This window comes from Geodermatophilus sp. TF02-6 (assembly GCF_003319115.1).
GTDB lineage: Bacteria > Actinomycetota > Actinomycetes > Mycobacteriales > Geodermatophilaceae > Geodermatophilus.
Window position 1 is genome coordinate 98,422 of record NZ_QOHF01000006.1, and the last position, 20,699, is coordinate 119,120.

The 20,699-nt window shown below is 71.5% G+C and carries 14 protein-coding genes and 1 pseudogene; 12 read left to right on the top strand and 3 right to left on the bottom strand.

What is annotated here, in order from left to right; all coding sequences use genetic code 11:
• Nucleotides 1-26 precede the first annotated feature (26 nt).
• From DQ238_RS07530 to DQ238_RS07540, 3 genes are all read left to right on the top strand, one after another.
• The gene (locus DQ238_RS07530; RefSeq protein ID WP_199506190.1) at nucleotides 27-440 is read left to right on the top strand and encodes a DUF5318 family protein; all 414 of its coding nucleotides are present in this window, start codon (nucleotides 27-29) and stop codon (nucleotides 438-440) included.
• 180 nt (nucleotides 441-620) lie between these two features.
• On the top strand, nucleotides 621-3,056 hold the full coding sequence (locus tag DQ238_RS07535) for a transglycosylase domain-containing protein (protein ID WP_113780670.1): 2,436 nt from the start codon (nucleotides 621-623) through the stop codon (nucleotides 3,054-3,056).
• A gap of 23 nt (nucleotides 3,057-3,079) precedes the next feature.
• Nucleotides 3,080-4,681 (top strand): glycosyltransferase family 87 protein, encoded by a 1,602-nt coding sequence (locus tag DQ238_RS07540; protein ID WP_113780671.1) that lies wholly within the window; start codon nucleotides 3,080-3,082, stop codon nucleotides 4,679-4,681.
• 196 nt (nucleotides 4,682-4,877) lie between these two features.
• Here the strand turns inward: DQ238_RS07540 and DQ238_RS07545 are convergent, their stop codons facing one another.
• The gene (locus DQ238_RS07545; RefSeq protein ID WP_233495796.1) at nucleotides 4,878-5,738 is read right to left on the bottom strand and encodes a deoxyribonuclease IV; all 861 of its coding nucleotides are present in this window, start codon (nucleotides 5,736-5,738) and stop codon (nucleotides 4,878-4,880) included.
• Nucleotides 5,739-6,027: 289 nt separating this feature from the next.
• On the opposite strand from DQ238_RS07545, the gene rpsF reads away from it, so the two are divergent.
• The 5 genes from rpsF to DQ238_RS07570 all read left to right on the top strand — a co-directional run bounded on the left by rpsF (nucleotide 6,028) and on the right by DQ238_RS07570 (nucleotide 11,877).
• A complete protein-coding gene (gene rpsF, locus DQ238_RS07550) occupies nucleotides 6,028-6,315 on the top strand; it encodes a 30S ribosomal protein S6 (protein WP_113780764.1) in 288 nt (95 codons plus the stop codon).
• A 2-nt stretch (nucleotides 6,316-6,317) separates the two neighbouring features.
• On the top strand, nucleotides 6,318-6,794 hold the full coding sequence (locus tag DQ238_RS07555; RefSeq protein WP_113780672.1) for a single-stranded DNA-binding protein: 477 nt from the start codon (nucleotides 6,318-6,320) through the stop codon (nucleotides 6,792-6,794).
• A gap of 201 nt (nucleotides 6,795-6,995) precedes the next feature.
• Nucleotides 6,996-7,232, top strand: coding sequence for a 30S ribosomal protein S18 (gene rpsR, locus DQ238_RS07560; protein ID WP_113780673.1), 237 nt, complete (start codon nucleotides 6,996-6,998; stop codon nucleotides 7,230-7,232).
• Nucleotides 7,233-7,234: 2 nt separating this feature from the next.
• Nucleotides 7,235-7,690: a 50S ribosomal protein L9 gene (gene rplI, locus DQ238_RS07565; protein WP_113780674.1), complete on the top strand. Its 456-nt coding sequence runs from the start codon at nucleotides 7,235-7,237 to the stop codon at nucleotides 7,688-7,690.
• A 731-nt stretch (nucleotides 7,691-8,421) separates the two neighbouring features.
• Nucleotides 8,422-11,877 carry a replicative DNA helicase gene (locus tag DQ238_RS07570; protein WP_113780765.1) on the top strand — a complete coding sequence of 1,152 codons (3,456 nt, stop codon included), beginning with the start codon at nucleotides 8,422-8,424 and terminating at the stop codon, nucleotides 11,875-11,877.
• Nucleotides 11,878-11,997: 120 nt separating this feature from the next.
• On the opposite strand, the pseudogene DQ238_RS23650 reads toward DQ238_RS07570, so the two are convergent.
• Both DQ238_RS23650 and DQ238_RS07580 read right to left on the bottom strand, forming a co-directional pair.
• A pseudogene (locus DQ238_RS23650) lies at nucleotides 11,998-12,486 on the bottom strand (IS5/IS1182 family transposase); the annotation flags it as partial.
• Between the two features lie 116 nt (nucleotides 12,487-12,602).
• Nucleotides 12,603-14,510, bottom strand: coding sequence for a serine/threonine-protein kinase (locus DQ238_RS07580; protein WP_113780676.1), 1,908 nt, complete (start codon nucleotides 14,508-14,510; stop codon nucleotides 12,603-12,605).
• Between the two features lie 247 nt (nucleotides 14,511-14,757).
• Between DQ238_RS07580 and DQ238_RS07585 the strand changes: the two genes are divergently transcribed.
• From DQ238_RS07585 to DQ238_RS07600, 4 genes are all read left to right on the top strand, one after another.
• The gene (locus tag DQ238_RS07585) at nucleotides 14,758-15,027 is read left to right on the top strand and encodes a hypothetical protein (protein WP_147263024.1); all 270 of its coding nucleotides are present in this window, start codon (nucleotides 14,758-14,760) and stop codon (nucleotides 15,025-15,027) included.
• Nucleotides 15,024-15,641 (top strand): hypothetical protein, encoded by a 618-nt coding sequence (locus DQ238_RS07590; RefSeq protein ID WP_113780678.1) that lies wholly within the window; start codon nucleotides 15,024-15,026, stop codon nucleotides 15,639-15,641. The genes DQ238_RS07585 and DQ238_RS07590 overlap by 4 nt, the downstream gene beginning before the upstream one ends.
• Before the next feature lie 89 nt (nucleotides 15,642-15,730).
• Nucleotides 15,731-16,030 carry a WXG100 family type VII secretion target gene (locus tag DQ238_RS07595; protein ID WP_113780679.1) on the top strand — a complete coding sequence of 100 codons (300 nt, stop codon included), beginning with the start codon at nucleotides 15,731-15,733 and terminating at the stop codon, nucleotides 16,028-16,030.
• A gap of 12 nt (nucleotides 16,031-16,042) precedes the next feature.
• Nucleotides 16,043-20,608 (top strand): DUF6531 domain-containing protein, encoded by a 4,566-nt coding sequence (locus DQ238_RS07600; protein WP_113780680.1) that lies wholly within the window; start codon nucleotides 16,043-16,045, stop codon nucleotides 20,606-20,608.
• Nucleotides 20,609-20,699: the final 91 nt, after the last annotated feature.

Below are 20,699 nucleotides of genomic sequence, written 5' to 3' on the forward strand. Positions count from 1 at the left end.
CGTCCTCGGTGCGTACATTGAGCCCCGTGCCCGGACGTCGATCCGTCGTGGACTACTCGCTGCAGCGGCGAGCCGTCCTCGCCGACCTGTACGCCGGGCGCACCGGGCGCTTCGAGGTCTGCGACGCCAGCCCCTACCTCTCCCGGGCGGCCAGGTACCACGGCGAGGCGACCGACGTCGTCTGCCCGGTCTGCCGCAAGGAGCGGTTGACGCTGGTCAGCTACGTGTACGGGGAGCACCTGGGCCCCACGGCCGGCCAGGCGAAGACGCAGGCCGAGCTCGCCCGGATGGACGCCGCGCAGGAGGAGTTCTCCGTCTACGCCGTCCAGGTGTGCCGCGGCTGCGGGTGGAACCACCTGGACTGCTCCTACGTCCTCGGCGCCGAACCGGACCCGGGGCGCCAGCCGCGCCGGACCCGCCGGCGGGCCGCCACGGAGTAGTGCGCGTCACACCGGGAACACCCGGCGCCCCGCGCCGTCGTTGAGCCGAGAAGGGCCCCGGCCACGCCGCCGCGCCCGCGGGTCCTCACCCGCCTGCACAGCTGAAGACGTCACCCTGGGACGCCGGACGCGGGTCGTTCGCGTGCCACCCGAGACCCTGAGCCAGGAAGGGGCCCCTGCGTGCCTCCCCACGACGAGACCTCACCGGCCGGGCCGCGCAGCGGCTCGGCCCGCCGGCCGCCTCCCGGTCGCAGCGCCGGCGGCCGTGGTGGGGGCAGCGGCGGGAGCCGTCGGCTCCCGGCCGGACGCGGAGCGCGGACGACGGCGTCCCGCGGCGGCACCGCCAAGGGCGCCCGGCCGTCCGGCGGCAGGACCACCCGCTCCCCCCGGCGGCGCCGCGGCCGCCGGCTCAAGGCCGTCCTCGCCGCGTTCGCCGCTCTGCTCGGGCTGCTCGCCGTCTTCGTCGTCGTCGTCTACGCCACGACCGAGGTCCCCGACCCGAGCTCGGTGCAGAGCGCCCAGACGACGGTCGTCCACTACGCCGACGGCACCACCGAGATGGCCCGGCTGGGCGCCGAGAACCGCACGAACGTCGACCTGGACCAGGTGTCGGAGCCGGCGCGGGACGCGATCCTGGCCGCGGAGAACCGCAACTTCTACTCCGACCCCGGCATCTCCTTCTCCGGCATCGTGCGCGCCGCGTGGAACAACCTGACCGGCGGCTCCACGCAGGGCGGCTCGACCATCACCCAGCAGTACGTGAAGAACGCCTTCCTCACCTCGGAGCAGACGTTCAGCCGCAAGTTCCAGGAGCTCTTCCTCGCCGTCAAGCTGGACAACCAGTACGACAAGGACGAGATCCTCGAGAACTACCTGAACACCATCTACTTCGGGCGGGGCGCCTACGGCATCGAGGCGGCGGCCACCACCTACTTCGGAGTGCCGGCCAGCCAGCTCACCGCCCAGCAGGGCGCGGTGCTCGCCGTCCTCGTGCGCAGCCCCTCGACCTACGACCCCGAGGCCAACCCCGAGGCCGCCCAGGACCGGTGGGGGCTGGTGCTCGACGCGATGGTCGAGGAGGGGTGGCTGACCCAGGCCGAGCGGAACGCCTCCACCTACCCCCAGGTGCTGCCCAAGACCGGGTCCGGCCTGGGCATCCCCAGCGGGCCGGAGGGCCTGGTCGTGCAGCGGGCCGTCGCCGAGCTCGAGGCCAAGGGCTACACCGAGCAGCAGATCCGCGCCGGCGGCCTGCGGATCACCACGACCGTGGACAAGGGCTACCAGGACGCCGCCACCGCCGCGGTCGGCGACGTGATGGAGGGGCAGCCGCAGGGCCTGCGGCAGGCGCTGGTGGCGGTCGACCCCCGCACCGGTGCGGTCAGGGCCTACTACGGCGGGTCGAGCGGCACCGGCACCGACTACGCCCAGGCCCAGCGGCAGCCGGGTTCGTCGATGAAGCCCTACACCTTGGCCACCGCCCTGGAGCAGGGCATCAGCGTCAACGCCCGCCGAGACGGCAGCTCGCCGCAGGAGTTCCCCGACCGCGACGCGCCGGTGCGCAACTCCGGCGGGGCGTCCTGCGCCGCCTGCACTCTGGTCGAGGCGATCACCCGGTCGCTGAACACCACCTTCTACGGGTTGGCCTACGAGGTGGGCCCGGAGGAGGTCCGGGAGACGGCGCTGGCCGCGACCGGGCTCCCCGAGGTGTGGCAGGGCGGCACGCTCGAGGACGAGACCACCCTGGCCAACTCCGACGGCTTCACCGGGTCGGCCATCGGCATCGGCGAGTACGAGCTGCGCCCGATCGACCAGGCGCACGGCTTCGCCACCTTCGCCAACGGCGGCGTCGAGCACGAGCCGTTCTTCGTCTCCCGGGTGACCGACAGCGCGGGCACCGTGCTGCTGGACCACCAGGGCGACGCCGGCGACCAGGCCGTCCCCGAAGACGTCGCCAACGACGTCACCTACGCGCTCGAGGGCGTGGCCTCCTACTCCAAGCGGTCGCTGTCCGGTGGCCGCGAGGTGGCCAGCAAGACCGGTACCCAGGGCCAGGGCGAGGACAACTCCGACGCCTGGATGGTGGGCTACACGCCGTCCCTGTCGACCGCGGTGTGGATGGGCAACGACTCCCCCAGCGACCCGATCGTCAACGCGAACGGGGCGATCGTCTACGGCTCCGGGCTGCCCGGCGCCATCTGGCAGGAGTTCATGAACACCGTCCTCGCCGGGACGCCGAAGGAGGACCTGCCCAACCGGCCGGTCATCCGGGGGGACGCCGGCAGCCGTGGGGTGCCCGAGCCGACGCCGGAACCCACCCGGACCCGGGCGCCGCAACCGGCTGCCGGGAACGGCACCGCGGACACCGGCACCTCGGGCACCGGGCCCGCGAGCAGCACCCCCAGCCCGACCCCCACCCCGGCGCCGACGCCGGCACCCGCCCCGGACGGCACCACGACCGGCGACACCGGCACCGGCCCGGGCACCGGCACGGTCCCGGACACCGGCACGGGCCGGACCCCCGGCGCCGGGGACACCGCCGGCGGGGCGCCGGCCCCCGACAGCACCGCGGAGGGGCAGCCCGCCTCGCCGAGCACCCAGGACTGGCAGACCGGCTGACCGCCCCCGGCAGACTGAGCGCCATGAGCACGACCCCGACGGGCCCGTCCGACCCGGCACCCCGGCCGGCGGGCGGGCCCGCGGTGTCCGCGGGGACGGTCGCCTCCCCGCGCGGCCCGGCGCCCACGGGCGGGACGGCGTCCTCGGCCAGGACGGCGGCGTCCGGGCGCCGGGCCGAGGGCCGGCCGGACCGCGTCGTCCCCACCTGGACCGACCCGGTCGCGGCGCAGGCCAGCGAGGCGGTGGGCGGTCCGTGGGGTCGGCACGCGGTGACCGGCGGGGCCCTGTTCTGGACGCCGCTGCGGGTCTGCCTGCTGTTCACCACGGCGGTGCTCGCGCTGGCCTGGGTCAAACAGGCGCCCTGCGCCGACGGCAACTGGGCGGGGTACGTGCAGTACACGCACCTGTGCTACTCCGACACCGTCCCGCTGTACGGCCTGCACGGCCTGGACCGCGGGCTGGTGCCGTACCTGGACTCCCCGGTCGAGTACCCCGTGCTCACCGGGGCCTTCATGGTGGGAGCCGCCGCCCTCGGCCGCGCCTACACCGGGCTGGCCGACGCCGTGGGGTTGCTGCCGCAGGTCCCCGGGGTGCAGGCCTACTACGTCGCCACCTGCCTGCTGCTGTCGGTGTGCGCGCTGCTGACGACCCGCGCGGTCCTGGCGCTGTCGGGACGGCGGCCGTGGGACGCGGCGATGGTGGGCCTGTCCCCGCTGCTGTTCGTGCACGCCTTCACCAACTGGGACCTGTGGGCCGTCGCGCTGGGCAGCCTGGGGCTGTGGGCGTGGGCGCGGCGGCGTCCGGTGCTGGCCGGCCTCCTGCTCGGCCTGGGCGTCGCCGCGAAGCTCTACCCGGTCCTGCTGCTGGCCGCGCTGTTCCTGCTCTGCCTGCGCGCCGGGCGCGTGCGCACCTGGCTGCGGACGGCGGTCGCCGCGGGTGCCGCCTGGCTGGTCGTGAACGTGCCCGTCGCCGTGCTGGCGCCGGAGAACTGGGCGCGGTTCTTCCGGCTCAACAGCGAGCGGCCGGCCGACCCGGACACGCTGTGGAACATCGCGATCACCCTCTCCGGCGGGCGGCTGTTCGACGGCCCGCTGGCCGAGGGCCAGACGCCGGAGGTGCTCAACGCGGTCGTCGCCGTCACCCTGCTGCTCGGGGTGGCCGCGGTGGCCTGGCTGGTGCTGGCCGCCCCGGTGCGGCCCCGCGTCGCCCAGGTCGCGTTCCTGCTGGTGGCCGGCTTCCTGCTGGTCAACAAGGTGTGGAGCCCGCAGTACTCGCTGTGGCTGCTCCCGCTGGCCGTGCTGGCCCGCCCGAGCTGGCGGGCGCTGCTGCTCTGGCAGGCCACCGAGGCGCTGCTGTGGGTACCCCGGATGCTGTGGTACCTCGGCACCGAGAACCGCGGCGTCGAGGTCGAGTGGTTCCTCGGCGCCGTCGTCCTGCGGGACGCCGCCGTCGTCGTCCTCGTGGCCCTGGTCGTACGGGACGTCTGGCGTCCCGACGGGGACGTCGTCCGCGCCGGCTGGCCCGGCGTCGACGACCCCGCCGGAGGCGTCCTGGACCACGCCGAGGACGCGGTGACACTGCGACCCTCCGGGTCGCACCGCGGCCACGTGCCGTCCCCCCGCTGAGCTGAGCCGCTGCCGTGTCCCGGTCGGTGGAAGGACCCCCTCCTGGCTCCCCTCGCTCCGCTCGGGGAGGCCCTGGAGGGGGCCGGGGCCCTCGCGACCGGCCCACCCGCGATCAGGTACCGTCCCCTACCTACGCCGAGCCGCCGCGTCGTGCCTGCGCGGACCCCTCCGGGGCCCACTCGGCACGACAGGACCGCTACGCCAGGGCGGTCCGCAGCAGGGCGATCTCCTCGGCGTGCGCCGGCGCGTCGCCGGGGGTCTCCAGGACGACGGGGCAGCCGGCCGCGCGGGCGACCTCGACCAGCAGCCCGGTCGGGATCTGCCCCTCGGACAGCGGGGCGTGCCGGTCCCGGCTGGACCCGTGCGGGTCACGGCTGTTGTTGAGGTGCACCAGGTCGACGCGGCCGGTGATCGCCCGGACGTCGTCCACCGCGGTGGCGAGGTCCCAGCCGGCGGCCCAGGCGTGGCAGGTGTCGAGCACGAACCCGGCGCCGAACTCGCCGACGGCCTCCCACAGCCGGGCGATCGCATCGAGGTCGCGGGCCATGGCGTTGCCCCCGCCGGCGGTGTTCTCGATCAGCAGCGGGACGGCGAAGCCGCCGGTCTCCGCCTGCCGGGAGAAGGTCTTGCGCCAGTTGTCGGCGCCCGCGGCCGGGTCGTCGTCCCCCAGGACGTGCCCGCCGTGCACCACCATGCCGCGGGCGCCGATCTCGGCCGAGGTCTTCGCGTGCTGGCCGAGCAGCTTGCGGCTGGGGATGCGGATGCGGTTGTTGGTCGAGGCCACGTTGAGCACGTAGGGCGCGTGCACGAACAGGGCGATGTCCCCAGCGGCGTCCCCACCGGCGTCCCCGGCGGCGTCCCCGGTGAGGAGCGCCTGCTGGTCGGGGGTCAGGCCGGGTGCCTTCCAGCCCTGCGGGTCGCCGAGGAAGAACTGCACCCCGTCGGCGTCCATCTCCGCGGCACGGGCCAGCGGGCCGCCGCCGTCCATCCCGCCGTCCTGGGTCAGGCCCGGCCCGACGTGCACGCCGATCAGCGCCCGGGCGGGTGGGGAGGTCACGCCGCCGACCCTAGCCGCGCCGGCTCGTCCCGTGCTCCGCCGGTGCTCCGCAGGCTCCCCGCGCTCTGCGGGTGCGGCGGCGCCGGCAGGAGTCGGGCGGGCCGGCGCTCCGGTCCCGTGGATCCGGGCCTGTGGACGACGCGGACCGGCGTCCCGCCCGCCGCTGGTAACCTGACCGGTGGCGCGTTCCGGCTGTGCTGTTCGAGGTGCCGGGGCGCGCGACGCGTGTACGACCCTCCTGCTGCAGACCGACTGCAGCCGCTTCAGACCAGAGGAGGTGGGGTTCTCCGTGCGTCACTACGAACTGATGGTCATCCTCGACCCCGACCTGGAGGAGCGCACCATCGCTCCCTCCCTCGACCGGTTCCTGACCGTCGTCACCAACGCCGGCGGTACCGTCAAGACCGAGATCTGGGGCCGCCGCCGGCTGGCCTACGAGATCGACAAGCAGATCGAGGGCATCTACGCGGTCGTCGACATCCAGGCCACGCCGGCCGCGGTGGCCGAGCTCGACCGGCAGCTGAACCTCAACGAGTCGGTCCTGCGCACCAAGCTGATCCGGCCCGAGGTCCACTGACCATGGCCGGTGAGACCGTCATCACCGTCATCGGCAACCTGACGTCGGACCCGGAGCTGCGGTTCACGCCGTCCGGGGCCGCGGTCGCCAACTTCACCGTCGCCTCGACTCCGCGGACCTTCGACCGCCAGTCGCAGGAGTGGAAGGACGGCGAGGCCCTCTTCCTGCGCTGCAACGTGTGGCGGCAGGCGGCCGAGAACGTCGCCGAGTCGCTGACCCGCGGTTCGCGGGTGATCGTCTCGGGCCGGCTCAAGCAGCGGTCGTTCGAGACCAAGGAGGGCGAGAAGCGCACCGTCGTCGAGCTCGAGGTCGACGAGATCGGCCCGTCCCTGCGCTACGCCACCGCGAAGGTCACCAAGGCCTCGCGCGGTGAGGGCGGCGGGGGCTTCGGCGGCGGCGGTGGCGGCTTCGGCGGCGGCGGCGGGTCCAGCGACCCGTGGTCGACCCCGGCCCCGCCGTCGGACGAACCGCCCTTCTAGAAGGACCCTCCTGCCCCCCACCACTCGCACGCTCGTGGCGGGACCCTGCAGGAGGGCCGCCCGTCCTCCCCACCCTTCGCACGCTCAGGGTGGGACCCGGGACGGGGCCGCCCCCTGCCCCCACCGCTCGCAGGCTCGTGGCGGGACCCTGCAGGAGGGCCGCCCGTCTTTCCCTGAACCTCGTCGTACCTGGAGAACCCAGTGCCCAAGCCCCCCGTTCGCAAGCCCAAGAAGAAGGTCTGCCAGTTCTGCAAGGACAAGGCGACCTACGTCGACTACAAGGACACGGCCCTGCTGCGGAAGTTCATCTCCGACCGCGGCAAGATCCGGGCCCGCCGCGTCAGCGGCAACTGCAGCCAGCACCAGCGGGACGTCGCCACGGCCGTGAAGAACAGCCGCGAGATGGCCCTGCTGCCCTACACCTCGACGGCGCGCTGACCATGAGCACCCAGAAGCTGATCCTGCTGCAGGAGGTCACCGGTCTCGGGTCCTCCGGTGACACCGTGGAGGTCAAGGGCGGCTACGCCCGCAACTACCTCCTGCCCCGCGGCCTGGCGATCAAGGCCACCCGCGGCGCCGAGAAGCAGGTCGAGTCGCTGCGCCGGGCGCGCGCTGCCCGCGAGGTGCGCTCGCTCGAGGAGGCCCAGGCCGTGGCCGGGCGCCTGACCGGTCTGACCGTCCGGGTGCCGGCCCGCACCGGCCAGGGCGGCCGCCTGTTCGGCCGCATCACCACCGCCGACGTCATCAACGCCGTGACCGCCGCCGGCGGCCCCGAGCTCGACCGCCGCCGGGTGGAGCTGCCCAGCAGCATCAAGACCACGGGCCAGCACACCGTCACCGTGCGCGTGCACCCCGAGGTGAGCACCGAGCTGACCATCGAGGTCGTCCCCGGCTGAACGAGGACCCCGTCCTCCCCACCCCTCGCATGCTCGGGGCGGGACCCGGGACGGGGCCGTGGGCGGGGCTCTGCAGAGGGGCCGCTCCTACACTGCCCGCGAGGGGCGCCGGACCACGGTCCGGCGCCCCTCGCGGCGTTCTCGGGTGGTGTGCGCCCGTCCAGCGGTCAGGAAGCCGGGCCGGCCGCGGGCGTGCCGACCTGTGGACGTGTGACAGGTGGGACTCGTGGGCCCGGTCCGTGACACGCCGGAGACCGACACCAGGAATTCTCCCGACTTTCTCCCGTCCACACCCCGTGCGTGGCCGCCGCGCAGGTCAGCCCGGGGATACGGGGGACGGCGTCCCGGCGTCCCCCGCTGTCTCCACATGTCGACACGTCTGTGTCCACCGACTTGTCCACAAGTTGTGCAGAACCGCGTGCACAGGTGGTGTTGGACGGGTCCCTCCGCTCTTCCTAACGTCCTCCTCGGCTGCCACCGGTGCGGGAACTGTCAGCCCCCCGGGGTAGCAACGGCTCGAACACGCGTACGAGTCAGGTGTGCAGCGTTCTGGTGCTTCCCCCACCAGGCCCCGGCCGATCGGTCGGGGCCTGTACGCGGTGCGCCGGTGAGTGGACGGAGGAACCACCGTGGCGGTGGCCGACGAGTTCAGCCGGCCGTCCCCGACGGCGCCGGAGTACGACCGGCAGCCGCCGCAGGACGTCGCAGCGGAACAGTCGGTGCTCGGCGGCATGCTGCTGAGCAAGGACGCGATCGCCGACGTCGTCGAGGTGCTGCACGGCGTCGACTTCTACCGCCCGGCGCACCAGGTGATCTTCGACTGCGTCCTCGACCTGTACGGGCGCGGCGAGCCGGCCGACGCGATCACCGTCGCCGCCGAGCTCAACCGCACCGACCAGCTGTCGAAGATGGGCGGCGCGGTCTACCTGCACACCCTCATCCAGTCCACGCCCACGGCGGCCAACGCCGGCTACTACGCGGCGATCGTCGCCGAGCAGGCGGTGCTGCGCCGGCTGGTCGAGGCCGGCACCCGCGTGGTGCAGCTGGGCTACGGCGCGGCCGGCGGCCGGGGCGACGTCGACGACATCGTCGACCGCGCCCAGCAGGAGATCTACGACGTCACCGAGAAGCGCATGAGCGAGGACTACGCGCGCCTCGAGGACATCCTGCAGCCGACGATGGACGAGCTGGACGCCATCGCCTCCCGCGGCGGCACCGCCCGCGGCGTGCCCACCGGCATCCGCGACCTCGACGAGCTCACCAACGGCCTGCAGGGCGGCCAGATGGTCGTCATCGCGGCACGTCCCGGTGTGGGCAAGGCTCTGGCCCTCGACACCCTGCTCGCCACCCCGTCCGGCTGGACGACGATGGGCGGGGTCCGCGTCGGCGACCAGGTGATCGGCTCCGACGGCCGGCCGACGACGGTGGTGGCCGCCACCGAGGTGATGGCCGGCCGCCCCTGCTACGAGGTGCACTTCTCCGACGGCTCGGTGATCGTCGCCGACGCCCAGCACCAGTGGCTCACCGAGGACCGGGCCAGTCGGAGGTCCTCGGGTCCGGCGAGGATCCGGACGACGGAGGAGATCGCCCGCACCCTCAGGAGCGCGACGGAGCCGCAGCGACCCGACCACTCGGTGACCAACGCCGCCCCACTGGACCTGGCCGCGGCCGACCTCCCCCTGCCGCCGTACGCGCTGGGGGTGGAGCTCAGCACGCGCTCCGCGACCGAGCTCGTCGAGCTGGACCCGGAGATCGCCGTGTACGCCCATGGCGCCGCGGGGGGAGAGCTGGACGCCCGCGCTCTCGCCGTCGTCGCGGCGGCGGGGCGGATCCCGGTGCCGTTCCTGCGGGCGTCGGTCGCCCAGCGCCGGGCGCTGCTGGCCGGTCTCCTCGACGCCGGCGGCACCGTGGCCGCCGACGGCGCCGTGCAGCTCGCCGTCCTCGGCGCCGACCTCGCCGAGGACGTCCGGGAGCTGATCGTGAGCCTGGGGCACACCGCGCGGAGCGATGATGGACACGCGCTGAGCTTCGCCACCGACGACGAGGTCTTCTGGCTGCAGCGCAAGAGGCTGGCGCACAAGGAGCGCGGCGCTCGCACATCTGCGGGCCGCGGTGTCCGGTTCATCACCGACGTGCGGCCCATCCCGAGCGTGCCGGTGCGGTGCATCCAGGTGGACGCCGAGGACCACCTGTTCCTCGCCGGGCGGGGTCTCATCCCGACCCACAACTCGACCCTGGGACTGGACATCGCGCGCTCGGCCACGGTGAAGCACCACCTGCCGGCCGTCATCTTCTCGCTCGAGATGAGCAAGCACGAGATCACCATGCGTCTGCTCTCGGCCGAGGCGAAGGTGCCGCTGCACCACATGCGCGCCGGCACGCTGTCGGACGAGGACTGGTCGAAGCTGGCCCGCCGGATGGGTGAGATCGCCGACGCGCCGCTCTACATCGACGACTCGCCGAACATGACGATGATGGAGATCCGGGCCAAGGCGCGGCGGCTCAAGCAGCGCAACGACCTCAAGCTCGTGGTCATCGACTACCTGCAGCTCATGACCTCGGGCAAGCGGGTGGAGAGCCGCCAGCAGGAGGTCTCGGAGTTCTCCCGGGCGCTGAAGCTGCTGGCCAAGGAGCTCGAGGTCCCGGTCATCGCGATGAGCCAGCTCAACCGCGGCTCCGAGCAGCGGCAGGACAAGAAGCCGATGCTGTCGGACCTCCGCGAGTCGGGTTGCCTGACCGCGGACACACGCGTCCTGAGGGCCGACACGGGCGCCGAGACGACGATGGGTGAGCTCTTCGAACATGGGGCGACCGACGTCCCGGTGTGGGCCTTGGACGACAGCCTGCGCTACGTCCGCCGGCACCTGACGCACGTCTTCTCCACCGGCCGCAAGCCGGTGCTGCAGCTGACCACGGCGTCGGGCAAGACGGTGCGGGCGACGGCCAACCACCCGTTCCTCACCTACGACGGATGGCGGCCCCTGGGTGAGCTGGTCCCCGGGAACCGCATCGCCGTACCCCGGCACGTGCCGGCGCCGGACCGGATGACCGTGTGGGAGGACGAGATGGTCGTCCTGCTCGCGCACCTGATCGGTGACGGCAGCTTCGTCGCTCGGCAGCCGTTGCGCTACGCCTCCGTCGACGAGGAGAACCTGCGGGCGGTCACCACCGCGGCGCTGCACTTCGGTGTCGTGGCGGTGCGCGACGACCACGCGGCCGCTCGCTGCACGTCGCTGCGGCTGCGGGCTCCCTTCCCGCTCACGCACGGTCGCCGCAACCCGATCGCGGCCTGGCTCGACGAGCTGGGACTGTTCGGCCTGCGTAGCCACGAGAAGTTCGCGCCGGAGCCGGTGTTCTCCCTGCCGAAGAAGCAGATCGCGCTCTTCCTGCGCCACCTGTGGGCCACCGACGGATCCGTCACGGTGACCAAGAACGGCCGCGGAGGGCGGGTGTACTACGCCTCGACCAGCCGCGAGCTCGTTGACGACATCTCCCGACTGTTGCTGCGCTTCGGCATCTCTTGCCGCATTCGCCGGACGCAGAAGAGCGGCTACCGCGACGGGTGGACGCTCGACATCGGCGGGTGCGATGACCAGCGGCGGTTCCTCAACGAGATCGGCGTCCACGGTGCCCGTGGTACGGCCGCTGAGAGGCTGCTGGAGATCGTCCGGGGGCTGTCGGCGAACACGAACGTGGACACCGTGCCCGTGCAGGTCTGGGAGCATGTACGGGCGGTCCTGGAGGACAAGGGCATGAGCCACCGGGCTTTCGCCACTTCCGTGGGCTCGGCTTTCTGCGGCAGCACGATGTGGAAGCACGCACCGAGTCGCGAACGGCTCGGCCGGATCGCCGCTGTGCTCGGCGACGCTGAGCTGGAGATGCAGGCGGTGAACGACCTGTACTGGGACACGATCACTTCCATCGAGCAAGGCGCGGCCGAGGAGGTCTACGACGCAACAGTGCTTGGCGGGCACAATTTCGTAGCCAACGGAATGGCTCTGCACAATAGCATCGAGCAGGATGCGGACATGGTCATGATGATCCACCGCGAGGACATGTACGAGAAGGAGTCGCCACGTGCCGGTGAGGCTGACATCATGCTCGTGAAGCACCGGAACGGTCCCACGGCAAATGTCACGGTCGCTTTCCAGGGCCATTACAGCCGGTTCGTGGACATGGCCAACTGACCGTGGCGACCGGGCCGGCGGCCGGCTCGGTCCGGGCCCTGCTGCACCCGGATCGCATGGAGCACGGACCTCCGGGACGAGCCTGTCCGCGGCAGCCGCGAGACAGCATGAGGTCGTGGCCAGGGTCTGGCCCAGCAGGGCGTCGTCGCGGGTGTTGGCCGGCGCGGACACCGTGGCCATCGGCACGCCGGCGCCCTCGCACAATTGGGATCGCTTCAGGCCGCCTTTGCCCCGGTCCACCGGGCTGCGACCGGCGCATTGCCCGCCGCAGGGCGCCTTGGTGGTGCAGCCGTCGACCGCCAGGTCGGCCAGGTCCAGGCCGATCATCTGGTCGTAGGCGTCGGCGCAGGCCAGCCGCAGCCGGTCGAAGACGCCCAGGGCGATCCACTCATCCCGGCGGCGGCGCATGGTGGTGGCCGAGCAGGCGGCGTCGGCGATCCGCTCGTAGCCGGCGCCGAACACCAGCGCTTCGACGAGGTGATCGAACACCACGGCGTCGGCGATGCGCGGCCGGTGACAGCCCAGCGGGTGGTCATCGACACGCGCCGGCAGCAGGGCGAGGAACTGCTCGCGCAGCGGGTCAAGGATGCACGATGGGACGGCAGGCACGAGCGGTCCACATCTCACGGAGCGTTAGCACCTTCGCGAGCGTGGCCCTCGTGCCTGCCCTCAACGATCAGCCACGCCGAACGCGACGATCACGCCTACTGGCGGGGGCCCTTAGCTCACCGCAGAACTCGGGCATTGCACCCCGAGGAAGCGGCTGCGACGGCAGGCGTGCGGCAGTACTCGGTCGCCGCGTCCGCGTCGGCGAACGGCCCGGGCGCGTAGACGATCCAGTGGCCGGCGCTCAGTGCCGGGACGTAGTAGTCGGTGAGGAGGACCCTCGCTGTGATGCCCTCCTGGGTGAGCCGACGGGCCTGTTGTTCCGCTCGTGCCCACCCGTCAGTGCCAAAGGTGGCGAGTACGGCAATCACCGTTGGAGTGACCGGCTCAGGCGGGCGACGACTCGTCCCGAGATAGGCCGGATAGCAGTTCGGAACGGCGGTCAAGGCCAGACAGCGGTCGGCTGCGGCTCGCTGACTCGAGTACGGTCCCACGTAGACGAGCCAGGATCCCGAGGGCAGCGATGGATACTTCGAGGTGTCGAGCACTTCCGCCGGCTGGCCGGCCGCGGTGAGCTGGCTCGCGCGTTCGCTCGCGTGCGGGAGTGCGTCCGTCGATGACTTGCTGTACGGGGTGACGGCGACGACCCACTGACCAGTCGCAGGCGTGCTCACCTCGGAAGGTGGTACGGAGGTAGAACTGGCTGACTCGCCCGGCGTCGTCGACGTCGAGTTCGCGGTTGGAGCCGAAGTGGTTGACTGAGGCGCTTCGCTTGGCGCGGTCGACTGGGTGGTCGTGCTCGGCGCTGACGAATTGGTGGAGCGCGGCTGGGTCGGCTCGCTCGTTCGGCTCGGCTGAGACGGTGATGTGTCCGTGGTCGGGCGCGGCGGGACCGATTCGCTCGTTCGGTCTGGTCGGGACGGCGCCGCGTCGGTGATCGGAGGCGGTGCCTGGGTCTCCTCGGTCGAGGGCGAGGGTCCTGGGGAAGCTGGGCTGCTGGGCTCCAGCTCCGGTGCTGTCGAGGTCGCTGCAGGCGAGCCCCGCCCCGGCCGGTCGTCGGCCCAGGCACCGCTCAGGACGGCGATGCCCGCGCCCGTACCTGCGGTTGCGAGCACGGTGGCGATTGACGCGCCGAGGACCAGCAGTCGTCGCCGCCGCTTCGTCGGTTCGGAATCCTCGTTCTTCGGGCGGATGGACGTGACCTCCGCTGACGCGGGTCCGGTGCTCAGGTGCAAGCCGGACATGCCAGCCACGGCCGCCTCGCTGGTCCGCAGCGCATCACGCAGCAAATCGAGGCTCGGCCTGCGTCTAGGCTCGCGCGCCAAGCAGTCGCGTACGACACCGCGCAGGGTCGTGGGCAGCTGTGATGGCAGGTCGGTTCTTGATGAGACTTCGGGTCGGTGGCCGGTGAGCATCTCGACCAGCACCACGCCAAGGGAGAACACATCAGAGGCGGTTGTCGCCCGCCCGCCTCGTGTCAGTTCCGGCGCCGTGTAGCCGGGGGTTCCTCCCAGGGCTGTTCCTCGCTGACCTGCGTCCAAGAGGACGACGGCGATGCCGAAATCGGTGATCCTCGCGTGCGCTCCCTCAGCCGACGGCTCGACGAGGATGTTCTCCGGTTTGAGGTCCAGGTGGAGGACTCCGTGCGCGTGCACGGCGGCGAGGCCGGCCGCGACCTGGGCAGCGATCGAGCATGCCTGCGCTGGCCGGAGCGTCCCGCCGTGATCCTGGAGGTAGCGGCGTAGGTCGGGGCCGTCGACGAGGTCCATAATCAGCGCCAGTCGGCCTCGTTCGGCAACGACGTCACGAACGGCCACGACGGAGTCGTGTCGCAGCTGCCGCAACACCGCCTCCTCGCGCAGGAGGTGGTCGCGGATCTCGGGCTCGCCGGCGAGATGCTGGTGCAGTAGCTTGGCGGCGAGCGGCGGACCTCCCCTGTGACTGACGGCCCGCCACACGACACCCACGGCTCCCCGGCCGAGTTCCTCTAGCAGTCGGTACTCGCTGCCGAGTGGCTCCTCGACCATGTTCGCTCCTGTCCGCCCTGGGGGCGCGTTCTCAGCAGCAGGCGCGTAGGTGGACCCGGAAGTTAGCTCACTCGGGTGACGAAGGGCACCCCTTGCGACAGAGCAGGTGCGGGCCGTAGCGTCTTTCCCTCATCGCGAGAGGTTGCTCACCGAGCGGAGTTCGGGGGATCTCGTGGCCAGCTCCTTCAGTTGTGACCCCCGCGTAGCCCGACAGGTCTCCGATGAGCTGGCCGGGATCCGCCGGGACATGGACGCCACTGACCAGGTGTTCGGTGGGTTCGCCGGAGCGACCGGCTCCGACAGGGTCGAGCAGGCCCTCGAGGGCTTCTACGCCGACTCCTCCGACAGTCGCAAGAAGCTCGGCGAGCTCCTGGACCGCGGGTCCGGGCTCCTGCGGGGTCTCGCCGAGGGAACACAGGCCGTCGACCGCTCACTCGCCGACGCGCTGCCGGTGATGCCGCCCGCCACCGTCGTCCCCAGAGCTCCCGAGACGGCGACGACGGGTAGCCCGCAGTGACCGCTCCGAGCACCGCGGCACCGACCGGCTTCACCCTGCGGGTGCCGACGTCCTGGGTGGAGTTCGACGTCTGGCGAGCCACCCGCACCGGCGACCTCGCCCGCCTCGTCGATGCCCGGATCACCCAGGAACCGGAGCTCGCCCCGCAGCGCAGCACCCTGCTCAAGCTGCTCCGTCAGACCGCCGCCGACGCCGAGCGGCGGGGTGCGGTCTTCTGCGCGGCGATGACCGAGGCCGTAGACGACGCAGGGGTCCTCGCCGCCACCGCGATGGTCTTCCAGACCGAGGGTGCTCCCGACCCGGCTGACAACACCGTCGAGGCGATCGCCGCACAGGTGAGCGCCGGGGCGCCCGCCGACGGGTCGCCCACGTGGCGGCGGGTGGAGGTCGTGGAGCTGCCCGTCGGCCGTGCCGTGCGCATCTCGGGTGTCGAGCGCGTCGACCTCGGCGCCCGCGGCTCCCTCGACGCCGTCGTCATGCAGACCCTGATCCCCGTCCCCCACGAGCAGGGCGTCCTGGACGTCGTGCTCACCAGCCCACAGGTACAGCTGGCTGAACCGATGCTCGAACTGTTCGACGCGATCAGCGCGACACTCGCCTGGTCCAGCGACTGACCTCCTGATGCGTCCGTACGGCACGGTGCCGTACGGCTGACCGTGCGGCGACCGTCCGTACGGCCCTCCTCCCGGAGAGGGACCCGGCCATGACGTCCAACATCAACGTCGGCTACCAGGAGCTGGAGAGCTGCGCAACGCAGCTGAGCACCGCCCAGCAGGACATGATCAGTGAGTTGGCCCGACTCAAGTCGATGATCGACAACCTGGTGCAGGGCGGATTCCGTACCGACCTCGCCTCCGGCAAGTTCCAGCAGTCCTACGCGCAGTGGGACACCGGCGCGAAGAACGTCATCCAGGGTCTGGAGGGCATGAGCAGCTTCCTCAAGACCACGGTGAAGGAGCACCGGGACCTGGACGACCGGCTGAGCAGGTCCACCGGGAGCTGACCGACTCCCGCCATGAGCGACTGGCACGTCGTCGGTCGCGACGGCGACCCGGCGCCCGGGGACCCGTCCCGGACCCGGGAGCTGGCCGCGCGGCTGCACCACCAGGCGGAACTGGCCGAGCGCAACACCGACCGGCTCCGCTCGGTGGCCGCCAACGAGGGCGCCCTGCGGATGGAGGGCGACTACGCTCCGAAATTCCGCGACGTGCTGACCGAGCTCCCCGACCAAATCGGCAAACTGGCCCGTGCCTACCAGGGCTGCGGGAATGCTGTGCTGACGTTCGCCGGTGACCTCGAGCGGGCCAAATCGCAGGCGGGCTCGGCGCTGCGCCAGGGCCGGGACGCAGATGACCGCTACCAGGGCGCGATGCGGGAGATCCGGGCGGCGCTGCCGGATGACCGGGAACTCGCCTTCGCCTCGGGCCTCAGTCTGGCCACGCTCGAGGCCAGGATGATCGGCCTCGACGACGGCGTGAAGATTCAGGTGCGCGCCGCGGCGGCGCGCGCCCGCGACGCCGACACCGACCGCGACCGTGCCCGCCGGCTGGCCGATCAGGCGGCCGAGCTGCGGGGGGACGCCGAGCAGCGGTGCGTGGACGGCATCAACGAGGCCCTCGAAGGCAGCGGGATCAAGAACAAGTCGTGGTTCCGCAAGGCGTGGGACTTCGCCTCCGCGCCGTTCCGGTCCTGGGACGCCTTCGTCGAGCTGTGCAAGGTCGTCGCCCTCGTCGCCGGCGTCGCGGCGCTCTTCATCTCCGGCCCCATCGGGGCAGCCATACTCGCCGCCGCTCTCGTTACTGGTGCCGCCGTGGCCGCCGACACGGTGGCCAAGTACAGACGCGGGGAGGCCTCGCTGGGTGACGTCGCCCTCGAGGCTGTCGGGCTCATCCCCGCCGGCCGAGTCGTCGGGGCCGCCGGCAAGCTGGCCGGCAATGCCGCGCGGCTGGCAGGTGCGGCGCAGGGTCTGGCCCGTGGCCTCGGGACGGCGGGCCGGACGGTCGGCGGTGCGCTGCACGCCGTCGGTCGCAAGGCGGTGCCCGCCATCCGCAGCGGCATCACCTGGGTTCGGCGGAACGCGATTCCCACGTCCATGCGGAATGTCAGGGTCGACCCAATCGACGTCGCAAGTGGCGAGATGCTGCTCCAGCAGACCGACGCCGAGCTGCCGGGGATGCTCCCGCTGGTGCTCACGCGCACGCACCTGTCGTCCTACCGGGTGGGCCGCTGGTTCGGCCCGTCGTGGGCGTCGACGCTCGACCAGCGGCTCGAGGTCGACGGTGCCGGGGTCTGCTACGCCGCCGAGGACGGCACGCTGCTCGTCTACCCCCCGGTGCCCGCCGCAGGCCACGTGCTACCCGAGGAGGGTCCGCGCCTTCCCCTCGCCCGCACCGATGACGACACGTACACGGTCACCGACGATGAGCGCGGGCTCGTCCTGCACTTCGGGTCGACGAGCGGACCGGACGCCGGCGTTCTGCCGCTGACCGCGGTGGTCGACCGCAACGGGCACCGCATCGACCTCGAATACGACGGGGACGGCACGCTCACCGAGGTCCGCCACTCCGGCGGCTACCGCGTCGCCGTCGACACCCGCAGCGGCCTGGTGACCGGGCTGCGCCTGCTCGGCCGTTCAGGAGACGTGGAGCAAGTCCTCGTCCGCTTCGGCTACGACGGGGCTCGGCGGCTGACCGACGTGGTCAATTCCTCTGGCGTCCCGCTGCGCTTCGGGTACGACAGCGCCGGGCGCATGACCCAGTGGCAGGACCGCAACGGCACCCAGTACCGCTACGCCTACGACGCCTACGGCCGCTGCGTCCGCACCTCCGGTTCGGACGGCTGCCTCGACGGCACGATCACCTATGACGTCGACAACCGCGTCAGCGTGGTGACCGACTCCCTCGGTCACAGCACCACCTACCACCTCAACGAGGCCCTACAGGTCATTCGCGAGGTCGACCCACTCGGGCACGCGACCGAGTCCGAGTGGGACCGCTACGACCGCTTGCTCGCCCGCACCGACCCACTCGGCCGGACCATTCGCTACGCCTACGACGAAGCCGGCGATCTGACCTCGGTCGAGCGGCCGGACGGCAGCACGATCTCCGCCGCGTACGACGCGATGCGCCTGCCGGTCACCGTCATCGGGCCCGACGGCGCCGTTTGGCGGCGGGAGTACGACGAACGCGGCAACCTGACCGCCGTCACTGACCCGATGGGGGCACGGACGTCGTACCTGTACGACGAGCTGGGCCGGCTGGTCGAGGTCATGGACGCCCTGGGTCACGTCCGCCGGATCGAGACCGATGCTGCCGGCTTGCCGGTCGCCGTCACCGACCCACTGGGGGCGACGACCCGCTACGAGCGGGATGTCGCCGGTCGCGCCGCCACCGTGATTGACCCGCTGGGGGCGACGACCCGCTTCCGCTACACCGTCGAGGGAAAGCTGGCCTGGCGCGCCCTGCCGGACGGCGCGACCGAGCGGTGGTCGTACGACGGGGAGGGCAACCTGGTCGAGCACCTCGACGCGATGGGCTCTGCCACCCGCATCGAGGTCACGCACTTCGACCTGCCCGCCGCCCGCACCGCGCCCGACGGCGCCCGACTGGTGTTCTCCTACGACACCGAGTTGCGCCTGGTTGCCGTCACCAACCCGCAGGGCCTCATGTGGCGGTACGAGTACGACGCCGCCGGCAACCTCGTGCGCGAGATCGACTTCAACGGCCGCGTCCTGCGCTACGCGTATGACGCCGGCGGCCAGCTCGTCGAGCGGGTCAACGGCGCCGGAGAGGTCACCCGCTTCGTCCGCGACCCGCTCGGCAACGTGGTGGAGCAGCGAGCCGAGGACGCCCTCGCGGTCTTCTCCTACGATCCCGCGGGCCGCGTCGTCCGCGCCACGAACGCCGACGCAGACGTCCGCTTCGAGCGTGACCCGCTCGGCCGGGTGCTGTCGGAGACGTGCAACGGCCGCAGCGTCGAGTCCACGTACGACGTGCTCGGCCGGCGGGTGCGCCGCCGGACGCCGTCGGGCGCGGAGAGCCTGTGGGAATATGACGCCAACGACCGTCCTGTCGCCCTGCACACGGCGGGACACCGGCTGGACTTTAGCTATGACGCGGCGGGGCGAGAGATCGAGCGGCGCCTCGATACCGGCGTCGTCATCGCGCAGGACTGGGACGCCAACTCACAGCTGCTGGCGCAAACCGTCACGGCGCCCTCGCTCGACGATGCACGGCCTGAATCCGCGCGCCAAGCGCGGGTCGTGCAGCAGCGGAAGTACCACTACCGGGCCGACGGCTACATCACCCAGATCGACGACCTCCTGTCGGGAAGTCGGCGCTTCGACCTCGACCCGGTCGGCCGGATCACCGCGGTCACCGGGGCCGGCTGGACCGAACGGTACGCCTACGACTCGGCTGGGAATATCACAACTGGGTCCTGGCCTGCTTCTCCCGAGACGTTGAGTAGTGATGCTCAAGGCGACCGGGAGTACGCCGGCACGCAGATCCGCCGCGCGGGTGCGGTGCGATACGAACACGACAGCCAAGGACGTGTCGTGATCCGCCAACAGAAGCGCCTGTCCGCCAAGCCGCGCACCTGGCGGTACACATGGGACGGTGATGATCGCCTCGTCGCTGCCGAGACCCCCCAGGGAGAGCGCTGGCAGTACCGCTACGACTCCTTCGGTCGGCGTACGGCCAAGGAGCGTGTGGACCGGGCCTCAAACCAGGTGGAGGGACTTCACTTTGCGTGGGACGGCCTTCTGCTCGCCGAAGAGTTCACCAGCGCTCGCCCGTACCAATTACGCGTGCCTTCAATCAGCCGAGCCAGGTCATGGGACTGGTTTCCTGGGACCTTCCAACCACTCTCGCAGTCCCTGCTGATGCGCTCTGTTGGTGATGAATCGGGTTCTCCACCGGTGCAGGAATTCCACCTGATCGTCACGGAACTCAGCGGCGCACCGGCCGAGCTGCTGAACGGCGACGGAGAGCCGATTTGGCAAGGCAAGTCGAGCCTCTGGGGAGATGCTGTCGGCCCAAGGGACAGGGATCGGGACTGTCCCCTCATGTTTCCGGGACAGTACTTCGACGGCGAAACGCAGCTCGCGTACAACCATCATCGCTATTACAGCATGGACAGTGCTCGTTACCAGAGCGACGACCCTATCGGCTTGAGGGGCGGGAGCAATGTATACAGCTATCCCAAGAATCCTTTTGCCGAGTCGGATCCTCTCGGTTTGACGCCGTGCCGGAATAATAGGGCAGGCGCCGGAAATCCTGGCGCGCGGACCGACAGGATCGACCTGTCAGCAGCCGCCATGTACCCTGGGCGTCGCCTTCCACTTCAGCAAGGCCCTGCGGGGGCCATCCTCGTCAAAAGGGCCCCCGATGGGTCCATCACCAACTATGCCGTGTATGACAGCAGCGGCCTCATTATCAAGAGAGTTGATCTGACCGGGCGACCGCATGCAGGAATTCCCACCCCGCATACCGTCGAATACCACCATGACGTCAACCCGCTGGGGAAAGTCTTCCCTCGCCAAGGCGACGTGCGGGCCGCCACACCCGATGAAATACCATGATGATCATTGTAGCCGGGCGACGTTTATACCGTTCCCAGGTTGTCGTATAGCGCGATGTCAGGAGGGGTGGAATGACATCAGAGCGGATTCA